The organism is Pseudoalteromonas sp. K222D (assembly GCF_017653575.1).
GTDB lineage: Bacteria > Pseudomonadota > Gammaproteobacteria > Enterobacterales > Alteromonadaceae > Pseudoalteromonas > Pseudoalteromonas nigrifaciens.
On sequence record NZ_JAGGDL010000057.1, the window covers coordinates 1 to 15,365 of the forward strand.

Annotated in this window: 12 protein-coding genes and 2 tRNA genes; 9 read left to right on the forward strand and 5 right to left on the reverse strand. The window is 40.4% G+C overall.

All coding sequences use genetic code 11. The features are described 5' to 3' along the window. Window positions 1-206: 206 nt before the first annotated feature. From J5X91_RS17045 to J5X91_RS17060, 4 genes are all read left to right on the forward strand, one after another. Complete coding sequence (locus tag J5X91_RS17045) at window positions 207-1,241, forward strand: isoaspartyl peptidase/L-asparaginase (RefSeq protein ID WP_089368012.1); 1,035 nt, start codon at window positions 207-209, stop codon at window positions 1,239-1,241. Between the two features lie 127 nt (window positions 1,242-1,368). Next, window positions 1,369-5,256, forward strand: coding sequence for an ATP-dependent RNA helicase HrpA (gene hrpA / locus J5X91_RS17050; protein ID WP_182676876.1), 3,888 nt, complete (start codon window positions 1,369-1,371; stop codon window positions 5,254-5,256). A 76-nt stretch (window positions 5,257-5,332) separates the two neighbouring features. Continuing rightward, a complete protein-coding gene (locus tag J5X91_RS17055; RefSeq protein ID WP_058373030.1) occupies window positions 5,333-5,713 on the forward strand; it encodes a response regulator in 381 nt (126 codons plus the stop codon). Window positions 5,714-5,721: 8 nt separating this feature from the next. Then, on the forward strand, window positions 5,722-6,018 hold the full coding sequence (locus J5X91_RS17060; protein WP_086998101.1) for a PilZ domain-containing protein: 297 nt from the start codon (window positions 5,722-5,724) through the stop codon (window positions 6,016-6,018). 70 nt (window positions 6,019-6,088) lie between these two features. On the opposite strand, the gene J5X91_RS17065 is transcribed toward J5X91_RS17060, so the two are convergent. Beyond that, entirely contained in the window at window positions 6,089-7,279 is a 1,191-nt protein-coding gene (locus J5X91_RS17065) for a class I SAM-dependent methyltransferase (RefSeq protein WP_011327833.1), read from the reverse strand. Window positions 7,280-7,419: 140 nt separating this feature from the next. Here J5X91_RS17065 and J5X91_RS17070 point away from each other — a divergent pair, with 140 nt between their 5' ends. Both J5X91_RS17070 and J5X91_RS17075 read left to right on the forward strand, forming a co-directional pair. After that, window positions 7,420-8,091: an HD domain-containing protein gene (locus J5X91_RS17070; protein WP_208835285.1), complete on the forward strand. Its 672-nt coding sequence runs from the start codon at window positions 7,420-7,422 to the stop codon at window positions 8,089-8,091. Further along, a complete protein-coding gene (locus J5X91_RS17075) occupies window positions 8,078-8,509 on the forward strand; it encodes a VOC family protein (RefSeq protein WP_086993303.1) in 432 nt (143 codons plus the stop codon). The genes J5X91_RS17070 and J5X91_RS17075 overlap by 14 nt, the downstream gene beginning before the upstream one ends. Window position 8,510: 1 nt before the next feature. On the opposite strand, the gene J5X91_RS17080 is transcribed toward J5X91_RS17075, so the two are convergent. Together J5X91_RS17080 and J5X91_RS17085 are read right to left on the reverse strand one after the other, a co-directional pair. Continuing rightward, window positions 8,511-9,506 (reverse strand): two-component system response regulator, encoded by a 996-nt coding sequence (locus tag J5X91_RS17080; protein ID WP_182683236.1) that lies wholly within the window; start codon window positions 9,504-9,506, stop codon window positions 8,511-8,513. A gap of 3 nt (window positions 9,507-9,509) precedes the next feature. Next, window positions 9,510-12,833: an MHYT domain-containing protein gene (locus J5X91_RS17085; protein ID WP_208835286.1), complete on the reverse strand. Its 3,324-nt coding sequence runs from the start codon at window positions 12,831-12,833 to the stop codon at window positions 9,510-9,512. A 162-nt stretch (window positions 12,834-12,995) separates the two neighbouring features. Between J5X91_RS17085 and J5X91_RS17090 the strand changes: the two genes are divergently transcribed. Then, entirely contained in the window at window positions 12,996-13,682 is a 687-nt protein-coding gene (locus J5X91_RS17090; protein WP_208835287.1) for a SprT family zinc-dependent metalloprotease, read from the forward strand. A gap of 65 nt (window positions 13,683-13,747) precedes the next feature. On the opposite strand, the gene J5X91_RS17095 is transcribed toward J5X91_RS17090, so the two are convergent. Together J5X91_RS17095 and J5X91_RS17100 are read right to left on the reverse strand one after the other, a co-directional pair. Next, window positions 13,748-13,832, reverse strand: a tRNA-Tyr gene (locus J5X91_RS17095). A 49-nt stretch (window positions 13,833-13,881) separates the two neighbouring features. After that, window positions 13,882-13,966, reverse strand: a tRNA-Tyr gene (locus J5X91_RS17100). Window positions 13,967-14,078: 112 nt separating this feature from the next. Here J5X91_RS17100 and J5X91_RS17105 point away from each other — a divergent pair. Both J5X91_RS17105 and J5X91_RS17110 read left to right on the forward strand, forming a co-directional pair. Then, the gene (locus J5X91_RS17105) at window positions 14,079-14,606 is read left to right on the forward strand and encodes a VC2046/SO_2500 family protein (RefSeq protein WP_011327839.1); all 528 of its coding nucleotides are present in this window, start codon (window positions 14,079-14,081) and stop codon (window positions 14,604-14,606) included. 288 nt (window positions 14,607-14,894) lie between these two features. Next, the gene (locus J5X91_RS17110) at window positions 14,895-15,197 is read left to right on the forward strand and encodes a DUF6172 family protein (RefSeq protein ID WP_011327840.1); all 303 of its coding nucleotides are present in this window, start codon (window positions 14,895-14,897) and stop codon (window positions 15,195-15,197) included. The last annotated feature ends 168 nt before the right edge of the window (window positions 15,198-15,365 follow it).

Here is a 15,365-nt window from a genome sequence, read left to right on the forward strand (position 1 = left end):
GTTACCAACAAGGCGTCATGAGCGCAGCTTTCCACGATGTGTGAAAAAGAAACCATCTAAATATCCCTATAAAAAAAAGCCAGTCAGTGTTAACTGACTGGCATTAGCGCCTTTGGGCGCTTTTTTTATGTGTTTAAACTTACTTTACTTGATAAATAGTTAGCGACCATCCACATTGGTTTCACTGAAGTTTATAAGAGCTCATTATGAAAAAATCACTTTTAATGGCGCTTATCGCCACTAGTTTTATTAGCGTAAGCAATAACGCCTTAAGCGCAGAAGTACCTTTTGCTATTGCCATTCATGGCGGTGCGGGCACGATTGAAAAAAGTAAATTTACGCCAAAAGAAGAGCAAGCTTATCGTGCTAAATTAACCCAAGCGGTAGAGGCCGGTTATAAAGTACTTGAGCAAGGCGGCGAAAGCTTAGATGCCATAACGGCAGCGATTCAAGTGATGGAGCAGTCTACTTATTTTAATGCAGGGCGTGGCGCGGTTTATACTTACGATGGCAGCCATGAGCTCGATGCATCAATTATGGATGGTCGTAATCGTCAGGCGGGCGCAGTTGCAGGTGTTAAGCATGTAGAGAGCCCAATTAATTTAGCACGTTTGGTTATGGATAATTCAGTACACGTCATGCTCAGTGGGCAAGGCGCTGAAGAATTTGCTAAAGAGCAAGGTATTCCCTTAATCGAAAATAACTTATTTGATACCGAGCACCGCTATAAAGCATTATTAAAAGCAAAGCAAAAATTAGATAAAGCCAAAGCAACCAGTAAAGACTATCAAGCGGCGCATAAAGCCTTGCCAAATAACTATAAAATGGGCACGGTTGGTGCGGTAGCACTGGATAAAAATGGCAATTTAGCAGCTGGTACATCAACCGGCGGTATGACCGCCAAACGCTATGGCCGTATTGGTGATGCGCCGGTAATTGGTGCAGGAACGTTTGCGGAAAATGAATCGTGTGCGGTATCGGCTACCGGCCATGGTGAGTATTTTATTCGTTACAATGTAGCCAGCGATATTTGTGCGCGCGTTAAATACCAAGGTAAAACCATAACGCAAGCAGGGGACGAAGTGATTAATGGGGTACTTGCACCAATAGGCGGTACGGGCGGTGTTATTATAGTGGATACTAAAGGTAATATTAGTTTGCCGTTTAATACCTCAGGTATGTACAGAGCCAGTAAATCAAATACCCAAGCCACTTATGTAGGCATTTTTAAAGGCGAATAAGCGCTTTATTTGTTTGGCTGGTGGCTTATATAACAAACTACTAAGCGTTATGCACTTTGTAGGATTAACCCCAGCCATTTAATTTGCTACAATTGCGGCTCTTTTACTAATTTTATAAGGTATGCGGGTGGTAAACCTAGGTCAGTTGTTTGGCGAGCTAAAGACGTGCTTGAAAAAAGATCAATTCATTTTTAAAAAACGCTTACATGGCGTAAAAAAAATAACCGATGAGAATAAGCATGCCAACGCGCTTGAAAAAATAGCGGCCGACATTACCCGTAGCCAAGCACTGCGTGCGCAGCGTTTAGCGGCTCTGCCTAAAGTGACTTACCCAGAGCAATTACCGGTGAGTCAAAAAAAGGATGTGATTAAAAACGCCATTGCTAATAACCAAGTGGTTATTATTGCAGGTGAAACCGGTTCAGGTAAAACCACGCAAATTCCTAAAATGTGTTTAGAGCTAGGGCGTGGGGTTGATGGCTTAATTGGCCACACCCAACCAAGGCGACTAGCAGCACGAACGGTGGCTAATCGTATTGCAGAAGAAATGCAGTGTGAACTTGGCCAACAAGTTGGTTTTAAAATACGCTTTAGTGATCAGGTCTCGAATAATACCTATATTAAACTAATGACCGACGGGATTTTACTTGCCGAAATTCAACAAGATCGATTTTTAAATCAATACGACACCATTATTATTGATGAAGCGCACGAACGTAGCTTAAACATTGACTTTATTTTAGGTTATTTAAAAAATTTACTCCCTAAGCGCCCCGATTTAAAAATAATAATTACCTCAGCAACGATCGATCCAGAGCGTTTTTCAAAGCACTTTGATGATGCGCCAATTATAGAAGTATCAGGGCGAACCTTCCCGGTTGATGTACGTTACAACCCAGTTACTGAGATAAATAAAGAGGATATGGAAGCCGAAGGCGACCAACTGCAAGGTATTTTTGATGCTGTAGATGAACTGTGTGCAGAAGGCCCTGGCGACATTTTAATATTTTTAAATGGTGAGCGTGAAATACGCGATACCGCCGATGCTCTCAGTAAACGTAATTTAAAACACACTGATATATTACCGCTTTATTCGCGACTATCAAACGCCGAGCAAAACCGCATATTTGCACCGCACTCGCGCCGCCATATTATTTTATCGACCAACGTGGCCGAAACATCGTTAACCGTACCGGGGATTCGTTATGTAATTGATCCGGGTACGGCGCGTATTAGCCGTTATAGTTACCGCACCAAGGTACAGCGCCTGCCTATAGAGCCAATATCGCAAGCCAGTGCAAATCAGCGAATGGGACGTTGTGGCCGAGTAGAAGCGGGTATTTGTATTCGTTTATACGCTGAGGATGACTTTTTATCACGCCCAGAGTTTACCGATCCTGAAATACTACGTACTAACTTAGCTTCGGTTATTTTACAAATGCTAGCGCTGGGTTTAGGCGACATGGCGCAGTTTCCGTTTGTGCAAGCCCCAGATAGTCGTAATATTAGCGATGGTTTAACCTTGCTTGAGGAACTCCAAGCAGTACATCCCACTAAACGTAACGACAAAACAGCGCTTACCCAGTCAGGCCGAGAATTAAGCCGTTTACCGGTCGATCCGCGTTTAGCTAAAATGGTGTTAACCGCACATAAGCTCGGTGCGCTACGCGAAGTAATTATTATAGTGGCGGCACTGTCTATTCAAGACCCCCGTGAGCGCCCGCAAGAAAAACGTGCTGCGGCAAACGAAAAACACGGCCGTTTTGATGATCCTGATTCAGACTTTATTGCATTTTTAAACTTGTGGAATTATTTAGAAGAGCAACAAAGCGAACTGACTAATAGCCAGTTTAGAAAACTCTGCCAAAAAGACTTCCTCGCTTATATGCGCCTTCGTGAGTGGCAAGATATTGTTTATCAAATAAGTACCGTATGCAACGAAATGGGTATGAAAGCCACATCGAATGCTGCCGACGGTGAGCAAGTTCACAAAGCATTACTGAGCGGTATGCTTAGCCATATTGGCTTTAAAGATGAAAAACAAATTTATAAAGGCGCGCGTAATAGCCAGTTTCATATTTTTCCGGGGTCGGGGTTATTTAAAAAGAGCCCAAAATGGCTAATGTCGGCAGAGCTGGTAGAAACCAGTAAATTATATGCCCGCACTAACGCCAAAATAGACATTAACTGGGTTGAGCCACTGGCGCAGCATTTGGTTAAGCGCAGTTATACAGAGCCACATTGGGAGAAAAAACCCGGTGCGGTAATCGCCTTTGAGCAACAAACCTTATATGGCCTGCTAATCGTCAATAAGCGCCGCTGCGTGTATAGCAATATTGATCCTAAAGTGAGCCGTGAGCTGTTTATTCGCACCGCATTAGTTGAGCAAGAACTGGGGTTAAACGAAAGCTTTTTAGAGTTTAACCGCGAGCTGATTGAAGATATTCAAGTGCTTGAAAACAAGTCACGCAGGCGCGATATTTTAGTTGATGAGCAAACTTTATTTGAGTTTTACGATAAAAAAATTCCAAAAGAAATTAATAATCGTGCAGCATTTTTAAAATGGTATAAAACGCAAAAACAACAAAATAAACACTATTTGCAAATGAGCCGCGATGACTTAATGCAGCATGGTGCAAGCAGTATTACCGAGTTTGACTACCCAGATACTTGGCAGCAAGATAATTTAATTTTACCTTTAGCGTATCATTTCGATCCCGGTCAAGCGGTTGATGGTGTGGCGGTACAAATACCGGTTGCGCTATTAAACCAAGTGCAAGAAAGCGGCTTTGACTGGCATATACCTGCGTTTCGACATGAGTTAATAAGTGGTTTAATTAAATCATTGCCTAAGTCACTGCGCCGTAATTTTGTACCTGCGCCTAACTACGCCGATGCTGTTTTGGCGGCTATTGAGCCATTGCAGGGGAGTTTAATTGACGCACTTAGTAATCGACTATTAAAAATGACAGGGGTGCGAGTTGACCCTGATGCCTGGGATTTAAGTGCCTTGGCAGCGCATTTACGTTTGCAGTTTGAAGTACGTGGCGATAACGATAAGTTACTCGCGCGTGGCCTAGATTTAGCCAAACTTAAAGCGCAGCTACAAGGCGAAGTAACGCAAACATTATCCAAAGTAGCCGATAAAGGCATAGAAAAAGCAGACTTAACGCAGTGGGATTTTGGCGAGCTACCTAACTCATATGTAAAAAAACAAGGGCAATACGAAATTAAAGCGTATCCGGCGCTGGTGGATAAAAAATCAACTGCTGCTATTGAGCTTTTCGATAACGAAGTAAAAGCACAGGTTGCCCATCAACAAGGGCTGCGCCGATTAGTATTATTAAATGTGCCTTCACCAATAAAGTATTTGCAGCAAAACTTACCAAATAAGGCTAAGCTTGGATTGTATTTTAATCCTTTTGGTAAAATAGCCGATTTAATTGATGACTGCATTGCCGCCGGTGTTGATAGCTTATTATTAAAGTACGGTGACATTCGCACCAGCGACGCGTTTGAAAATGTAAAAGAGCATATACGTGGTGAGCTTGGTGACGCTGTAGTTGAAATTGCCACGCAAGTAGAGCAAGTGTTAAGTATAGCCCATGCCTTACATAAAAAAATGAAAGGACGGGTAGATTTAACCATGATCACTGCGCATGGAGATATTAAATCGCAATTAGAGTCTCTTGTTTTTAAAGGCTTTGTAAGCCAACATGGGGCAACTAAGCTAAGTGACTTAATCCGTTATTTAAAAGCGATTCAAAAACGTTTAGAAAAGTTACCCATAGATCCAAATCGCGATAGATTATGTGTACTTGAGCTTGATAAAGTGGCTCAAGAGTATAAAAAGCAAGCAAACAAAACCCCTAAAGGGATGCCAATTCCAAAAGAGGTAGAAGCTATCTTTTGGATGCAGCAAGAGCTGAGAGTATCTTTATTTGCACAGACCTTGGGTACTCCGTATCCAATTTCGGCAAAACGTGTGTTAAATGCAATAAAAGAAATAGAGTAAAAGGTGTATCTACTATTAAGCTTAAGTGCTTAATAGTAGAACTTATTTTTTGTTTTGAGAAGGAAACGACATAGCCATGTCCTCATCAATAGAACATAAAGTACAACAACTACTAGTGGTAGATGACGAATATTTTAATTATGAAATACTCAAAGCAGCACTTAGCGCAAAGTTTGATGTTAATTATGCCGATTCTGGAACAAGCTGTTTAGCCTCTGCTATTGCTAATCCGCCCGATATTATTTTACTTGATGTATGTATGCCAGGGCTGGATGGTTACGATACGTGTAGAATGCTTAAACATACACCTGAGACAAAAAACATCCCTATTGTTATGGTGTCAGGGCTGGAGTCACCGCTTGAAAAGCAAGCTGGGTTTGACGCGGGCTGTGATGCTTATGTGGTTAAGCCGTTTTCTGTACCACTGTTGTTAGAGCAAATTAATAAAATAGTATAGGAAAAATTATGTTTACAGATGATAAGCGAAATTTTCGACGTATGCAGATCAATACACCAGCAAAGCTAACCACAATAGAGCCGATTGCTGGCTTAAATTATAATGCAGAATGTGTAGATTTGAGTGCAACTGGGTTGTCGTTGCATTTAGATGAGTTACTTGAGCCAAACACTATTTTATTGGTACATATAGACTCAACTCATCCGAGTATTGCGCCTTTAGACGCAACGGCTAAGGTGATACGCGCCAGCAAAGAAGATGACGGTACAATAACTGCCGGACTTGAGATAATACAGTTTAATTAGCTTAGGTAGCGTGGTTATTGCCCATATAAATAGGTAATAACCACGTATAAATGCTAAGCAAGCCTAGGCGTTAGTAAACCTTACAAATTAAGCCTTTTAAGTAAAAACCTTCAGGGTAACTACCCGCAATAGGGTGATCGGCGGCTTGGTTTAAACGCTCCATAATAAGTAAGTCTTTACCAGCATCAAGGGCTGCATCAGCCACCACTTTTTGAAACAAGTTTTGCTCCATTAAGCCTGAACACGAGAAGGTTAATAAGGTGCCACCTGGTTTTAATATTTGCATAGCAATCATGTTTATATCTTTATAGCCACGACACGCACCAGTAAGTTGTGCTTTGTTGTCGGCAAACTTTGGCGGATCCATTACTATAGTGTCAAACAATACACCGTCTTCGCGGTATTGACGCAGTAACTTAAATACATCTTGTTTGACAAAATCAACCTTATCTAAATCAAGATTGTTATGCTCAACATTGCGCTTAGCTGTATCGAGGGCTGGCTGCGATACATCCACATTAGTTACGTGTTTACAGCCGCCACGTAGGGCATACAACGAAAATGTACCCGTGTAGCTAAAGCAGTTTAATACGGTTTTGTCTTTAGAAAAGCGTTCAAGTGCAGCGCGGCTATCGCGTTGATCTAAATAAAAGCCGGTTTTATGGCCATCAATAATATCAACTTCAATTTTAAAGCCATTTTCTGCAATGAGTACTGGGGCAGTTGGTTCATTGCCCCATAATGCCCCTTTAATTGGCTCAAGGCCTTCTTTGGTACGCACTTCTACGTCTGAGCGCTCGTAAATGCTCATACCAGGGAATATAGCCATTAACGCGCCAACAATTTCACCTTTATGACGCTCAGCACCCGCGCTAAGTAATTGACACACTAATACGTTGTCAAACTTATCTATGGTAACGCCGGGTAAAAAATCTGATTCTGCGGCGCAGAGTCTAAAGCCAGTTAAACCACCTTCTTCAATTACTTGGCTACGGGCTTCTAGTGCACGACGTAGGCGGCGTTCAAAAAAGTGTTGATCAATAACTTCTTTTTCGTCAAAGCTCCAAACACGGGCACGAATTTGTGAATGTGGGCTATAAGCTGCTGTTGCTAAAAATTTACCTTCACTGTCGTGAATAGTAACTGTGTCACCTAGGCCTGGTTTACCTTTAATTTTTTTGATGGCTTTGGAAAATAACCAAGGGTGTTTTCTTTTTAATGATTTATCGCGGCCAGCTTGCAGGTAAACGGCAGATGTCATAAAGCTTCTCAGTAGTAATAAATAAGCGCTGTATTTTAGTCAAGGCAAGGGCAACATACAATGAATGTTTTGCATGGAGCCCATAAATCGCGGTAAAGTATGGCTAATTCAATATGTTAATTAGGTATTTGGAACACGTTGTGACAGACATAATGTTAAGCCCTGAGCTGCAGCAGCTCAATTTACAGTGCAGAGCCTTTATTACCACACTAATTCATGCCGATGTGGCGCATGATATAACCCATATTGAACGCGTAGTTCGGGTTGCTATTAAATTGTGCGATGCAGAGCAAGCTAATATGAAGGTAGTGCTCCCGGCTGCATGGTTACACGACTGTGTAGCCGTGGCTAAAAACCACCCAGATAGGGCTAAAGCCTCTACTATGGCCGCCGATAAAGCGATTTCTTTTTTAGCTTCTATTAATTACGACGCGCAATTATTTACTCAAATTCATCATGCAATAGCGGCGCATAGCTTTAGCGCCAATATTAAAGTGAACTCAGTAGAAGCACAAATAGTGCAAGACGCAGACAGAATGGATGCACTAGGCGCGATTGGTATAAGCCGCTGCATGAAAGTAGGTGGCTCAATAAGTCGATTACTATATAACCCGGATGACCCATTTTGCCTACAACGCGAAGCAGATGATAAAAAATACACGCTTGATCATTTTTTTATTAAGTTATTACACATAGCTCAAAGCATGAATACTCCCTCGGCTAAGGCCGAAGCACTAAGACGTACTGAGTATATGCATGACTTTTTAGAGCAACTAAAGTCTGAAATAGGAGAGCAGCGTGAGTATACCTAAGCTAGCTGGGATTGATCATTGTCATTTAAATGTGGATGATTTAGCGCAAGCGGTTAAATGGTATGAGCGTGTTTTAGGTTTTAGTGTGGTTGAAGCGCTCGCCTTTTGGAATGAAGATGGCAAAGGGCCATTAACCCTTGAAGATGCAAATGCTACCACGCGTTTAGCGTTATTTACTGCACAGGGACGTAGTAAAGGCATTGCTTTTTTAGCCACTGGGGAGCAATTTATTGCATGGCTTGAGCATTTTGAACACCTAAATATTAAAACAGTATTAGCTGATCACGGCGTTACGTTTTCAATTTATTTTAAAGATAACAGCGGAAATAGCCATGAAATTACCTCTCATGACTATACGCAGATTAAAACTGTGTATCCGCAGGTATTATTAGGCTCGCATACAGCCAAAAAAAGCTAAATTAAAATCGCTCCTGATGAGCATTTTTTATGGCAATAATATCGTCAATTTTGCCAATAAATAGCTCAACCAATTGCGGGTCGAAGTGTTTACCGGCTTGTTGTTGCATATGTTCTAGAGTTTTCTCTATGCTCCAAGGCTCTTTATAGGGGCGTTTTGAGGTAAGTGCATCAAATACATCGGCAATGGCAACAATACGGCCTTCCAGCGATATGGCTTCTCCTTTTAGGCCATTGGGGTAGCCAGTACCATCCCACTTTTCATGATGTTCAATTGCCAGCACATGTGCCAGTTGTAATAGTGGCGATGATGAATTTGCTAAAATTTGTGCACCAATTAAAGCGTGCTCTTTCATGTGGGTAAACTCATCGGCAGTTAACTTTCCGGGTTTTAGCAAAATGGCATCCGGAATACCTATTTTACCTACATCGTGCATAGGGGCTGCTTGGCGTAATAATTCGGCGTGTTGCTCATCCATACCCAGCGCCAATGCAAGTACTTTGCTGTATTGACTCATACGTATAATATGCTCACCGGTATCGGTGTCTTTATATTCTGCAGCACGACCTAAACGCTGTACTAAATCGACATGAGCTTGTTTTAGCTGCTCAGCTTGCACTAACGACAGGTGAGTTTTAACACGTGCCCGTACAATAGCAGGGCTAATGGGTTTGGTTATATAGTCTACAGCGCCTAGTTCAAAACCTTTAAATTCATCACTTTCATCACTTAGCGCAGTAACAAAAATAATAGGGATATGCGATGTTGCAGGGTTAGCTTTAACAATTTGGCATACTTCAAAGCCATTCATATCAGGCATCATAATATCGAGTAAAATTAGCTTTGGTAGTTCTTTTTCAAGTAATGCTATAGCGGCAGCGCCCGATTTAGCAAACGACATTCTATATTGATTACCAAGCACCTCGCGCATTACTTTTAAGTTTGCAGGCTCGTCGTCAACAATTAATATGCGGGGCTTATCTAGAATAAAATCCATTAATTAATTCTCCTTTAGGGTTAACTTTTTAAGTAAATTTGCTAATTTAACTTGCGCGTTATCAAAGTCGAATTCATCAAAGGCACTGGCTATTTCATCTATATCTACTTGTACTGATGCTATACATTTACGTTGTAACTGATCGAGAAGATCATCATTAAGTTCGGCATTTTGTGCATCAGCATAGAGTTCTTGGCAAATTTCTATTAGCTCAGCTGTTGATAACGGCTCAGCATTGTCGATAAGTTTGGCGGGCTCTTTACATATAGTGCTTGCTAATAATTGGCCGATAAGCGCCAATTCAGTTTTTATATCTGCCAAAACGCTGGTTAGCGCAGCTTCATCGTCTGCGTTCTCTAAACGCGTTAACAGTGTCATTAAGGTTAATAACCCTAAATTACCAGCCACGCCTTTTAACGTGTGAATAAGCGTATAAACACTTTTAATATCGCTTAGTTGCAGCTTAAATAAGCTTATAAATTGCTTTTCGTTGGTATTAACAAATTTAGTAATTTCGGTAAGCTGTTTACATTTAGAGCCCCACAAAGCTAACCCTTTTTCAAAATCTATGTGCTTGGCATCGGGGTCGGTTTGCGCAATTAATGTTTCTTTTGCTAAGCCAAGTCCAAGCACCAGTGCTATTTCTTGATTCAGTTGGTTGATATCAACCGGCTTATTAGCAAACCCATTCATGCCTGCATTTTTAGCGGTTAGTTTATCTTGCTGTAACACGCTGGCTGTTAATGCAATAATAGGCGTAAATTTTATTTGTTTTAGTTGCTCCAATGCACGAATTTTAATGGTGGCCTCAATACCGTCACATTCAGGCATGTGAATGTCCATTAAAATGACATCAAAGTCTTGCTGATTAAACGCCTCAATGGCTTCTAAACCATTACTTGCAGTGGTTACTGTGTGTTGATCTCGCGAAAGTAATATAGAAAGTAGCTCTGTATTTTGTTCTATATCATCAACCACTAATATTCTAAGCGGAGGTAGTTCGGTATGTAGGCCTTCAAAATAATCTATTTTATTTTCATCACCAACAGTAAAAGGTAATGAGAAGTAAAAGCAGCTGCCTTTATCAACTTCACTCACTAAATCAATTGAGCCATGCATAAGCTCTACTAATTGTTTACTTATTGTTGTGCCTAAACCTGTGCCACCAAATCGACGTGTGGTCGTGCCATCGGCTTGCACAAAAGGCTGAAAAACCGCTTTAATACGATCTTTAGCAATACCAATGCCTGTATCTTGTACTTCAAAAAATAGGTGATTATTTTGTGTGGTACTTACGGTAACAGTAACAGCGCCTTGCTCAGTAAATTTAATAGCGTTACCAATAAGGTTTGTAAGTATTTGCCTAAGGCGGTCAGGATCACCGTAGTATGCGGTGCTAACTGATTTATTAATATTAAGCGTTAAATTAAGGTTTTTCTTTTTAGCTTCTAACCAAAAAGTTGAAATAATACTGTCGATAACGGGCTTTAAATTAAAATGCACAGGCTCAATGGTTAGCTTTCCTCGTTCTAACTTTGCAGAGTCGAGAATCTCATTAAGCAGCCGCAGCAAAGAGCGTGCTGCGCTATTAACCGTAACAAGGTGCTTTTGCTGCTCTTTACTTAGCGGTGTATCCATTAGCAGATCGCTAAAGCCAATAATTGCATTCATAGGGGTGCGTATTTCATGGCTCATATTTGCCATAAAAGATTGTTTAGCATTTGCAGCTTCTTCTGCTTGCAGTTTAGCGTGCTCTAATTTTGCTTCATACTCTTTGCGCTCAGTAATATCAACAAGTACACCATCAATCCACTGTGCAACATCGGTATTATTAAAGTCAAAACTACCTTTCTCTAATACCCATACAGTTGCGCCGTTGCGATGGCGAATTCTATATTCAACAGAGTATTGACGCTTTTCGGTAACGGCATTAGTGAGCGTGGTAATAATCATTTGTTGATCAGACTTTAAAATCAGGTCTGTAAACTCAATGTGTTGCTCAATAAATTCATCTGGTGTATAGCCAGTTAAATCCAATATACTTGGGCTAACAAATAGCATGGTGTAGTTAGTATCGAATTTACATCTAAAGGCAACGCCTGGCATATTTTGCATTAATGAGCGATATTTTTGCTCATTTTCAACAACCGTTTTTTGTAGCGCTCGTTGCTGCGTTAAGTCAGTAATAAAGCCAACATACAAAGGCGGTTGCCCAGTTTGCGTCACTTGTCCAATACCAAGGCGTACAGGGATCAAATGGTTATCTTTATGTTTAGCAAAAGTATCGCGGTTTATGCCTATAATAGCGCTTAGATCAAGAGTCATATCACCAGATGATGACGCATTGTTTAGAGCGTTATTATCATTTAAAAGAATCTGTACACTTTTACCTTGTAACTCATGTTCTCGCCAACCTAAAATCTTACTCGCAGCATCATTAAAGCTTAAAATAATACCTTGATGATCAATAGTCACAATGCCATCTATTGCTGTTTCTAATATGGCGTTTAACCGCGACTCGTCGGCTGACTTTTCTTCAAGTAGCAGTTTATAGCGTACCATGCCATTAATTACAGCAACCACGCTGGTTATTGCAACAGTTGCAGTGGCAACCGCAATTGCAACAAATGTAAGCCCAGCAGACGCATTTTCGTCTGCGTAAATAAGAGGAGAAGTTGCTACAAAACGGGTTGCTGCCATACCCATATAATGCATACCAGTAACAGCAAAGCCTAATATAACGGCGCTGGTTGAACGAATTTGTAACTGTGATAACCGAGGGAAAATTATTTCAAGATTAAAGCGGCTATATAAAGCTATAAACGATAGGGCAACGGCCACTAAAATAGACAACCCAAACATAACTGGGTCATACCGTAGCATAGGCGCAAGCTCCATCGCCGCCATACCACTGTAATGCATAGTGCCAATACCCGAGCCTAATAATACTGAGCAAATAGCTAATACTTTAAAGTTACCATTACTTTTTACCAGTATAGATACAGCATATTGGCATGCCAAAAATGCCGGTATAAAAGAGAGTAAGGTAATAGTTGGGTTATATTTAATGTTAGTACACAAAGAAAAAGCTAACATACCAATAAAATGCATGCTCCAAATACCCGCAGAAAAAACAGCTGCAGCGGTTACAGTAGCTAAACGTTGATAGCTTGGGAAAGTAGTTTTTTTAGCTAAATCAATGAGTTTTGTAGTAAAAAAAGCGGCAAATATCACTATTAAAACTGAAAGAGAAACCAAGAGAGGATCGTAAACCCCGTTTATAATTAAACTAGGATCTTGGTCAGTAATAAAGAAAGCTGATAACATGGCGGCTCTAAATAGGCATTTTAATCGCGTAGTTTAATAGAATTAATTAATTAATAAACCGTTAATTTTATGATTGCTTATTAAGCTATAAATAAACAACGCGGCATTAACTAACCATTAGACGAAAAGTAGCCCCTAGCTAGTATAGTGTGAGAGATTAATTTGTTTGCCTACCAACTAAAAAAAAGTACCCGACGAAAGACCGTTGCTATTAAAGTGCATAATCAAAATGTGACGGTATATGCCCCCCATCACGTACAAAAAAAAGTGCTCGATAACTGGTTATTAGAAAAAAAATCATGGGTTGAGGCGCAGCTGCAAAAACAGCTTACTTTGGTTGATACAAAACAGTATCCACTTAAGGACAAAAAGATCTGGGTTTTTTCAGAAGCAATTAATTTAACGTTTCAGCAAGGCAATACCTCTACAGTGGAGCGCCAACAAGATGGCCTGCTTATTACCGTTTCTGCTCGTGTTAAGCATCAGCAGCAAAAGTACCAATTACTTTTAGAGGCGTATTTAAAAGAGCAGTTAACCGCATACATTGAAATGCGACTTAATGACTTTTGCACGCAGATGCAAGAAGCGCTGCCTAACGATTTAAATATTGCAGTTTATAAACGCAAATGGGGAAGTTGTAATAGTAAAAGGGCGCTAACATTTAACTTATTATTGATTGGTGCACCGCATAGCATTATTGATTATGTAATAGTGCATGAGCTGGCGCATTTACGATATTTAAATCATAGCAAAGCATTTTGGCAGCGCGTAGCACAATTTTGTCCCGACTATAAAGCAAGTACGTTATGGCTAAAACAGCATGGTATGAGTTTACAATGGGTATTTTAATGTTTAACTAAGAAAAAACACGGAGATTACTAACAAGGAATGTAGTAACTATATAAGTAGAAAAGTGGTGGAGGGAGCTGGATTCGAACCAGCGAAGGCTGAGCCGTCAGATTTACAGTCTGATCCCTTTGGCCGCTCGGGAACCCCTCCACACTAATTTTGTTACATTTGGCCCCACTTAACTTAGCGGTAAGAAAAGTGGTGGAGGGAGCTGGATTCGAACCAGCGAAGGCTGAGCCGTCAGATTTACAGTCTGATCCCTTTGGCCGCTCGGGAACCCCTCCAATGCAACGGCGCTGATAATAGCAAACATCGTATTTAAGTAAAGAAAAAAGCTAAAGAAAAATGAAATAAAGCCGATAAATAGATATTACTTACTTCAATCGGCTAAAGTCTATGCAAATCGGTGATTTGTTAATCACAGAGAGTCAGCTCAACACTCGACTCAATAAAAGTGTGCATGAAAAGCGCCGAGGAGAGTTTGCGCTTTTACTCGCTATGCTATCTCATGATGCACTCGATTTTAGCCAATTCCATTTACCAAAAACAGAAATTGAAGATTCAACTGTTGGCGAAGATACCCTTCGCAAACAAATAGGAGCAGGTCCAAAGCAACTTTTAGCGCCAGATAAGTTTGATATCCTGATAGGGCAGTTTAACGCCTCACTATTAATGCAAGCAGGGGAACGCGCTGGAATGAGCGATATTAAATTAAATCACTGTTTAAACCCTGAACCATTGTTTATAAGAGATGATGTAAGCCATATTCCGCTTCAGGTGCGTGATAATTGTGAATTAGCAGTGCGCAGGCGTATAAATAACACACAAACGCAACTATCTAACCCGCAACTCGATGCTGCTGCCTTTTACGAAAGCCTAAATAATGATGCGCTTCACCACCCATTGCATTTAGTAAGCGCTTAATTATAAAGCGTACGCTGTAACTGCTTTGATATTGCAATAACCAGTCATATTAATAGAACTTGGCAAACGATTGCGCCATCACTCTAACTATTAAGTTACTTGTCTGTAATATAAAGCCGCTAACTCTCTACACTTAAGCGCATTTTAGCGATACTTTATTTTATTAATGGATTAATAATTGATTTAATATAAAAAAAGCATCCAAAAATTAAATGCAATTGCTATAATAGGCTCAAATGGTATGACATTAAATGCCGTTATCATTAAACCAAGGTAATTAGGAACGTAATGAAGAAAATATTCACGCTAAATCACGAGAAAATCAAATATCCTCGTATGGTTGACGCCGCAAAGCATGAAGTGAAAAAATATTTGAAAAGAGAGCGTAACAAAACTCTACCACTCGATGCTGATTACTGGGCGTTTGATTGTAAGTTTGGTAATACCGCTGAAGATGCACAAGTAGTGCACGTTGCAGAGCTTAGTAATCATATAAGCGAAATAGAAAAGCAAAGCTTAACTTCTTTTTATGTAGAAATATTAGCGCGCCCAGCTCAACGTCAACAACCAGATTTGGATGACGACGAATAAGACGCTTATAAAGTAATTTGCGTAATTTTTAAAATGGGCCTAGTGGCCTAATGCCGATCAGTTAAGGTTAATTGATCGGTTGACCGATCTAAATGATCGTGAATAATCCGTAATTAGTTTCGCTAATTACGGTTTTTTTATGGATATTCAAACAGCTCTTTCAACCAC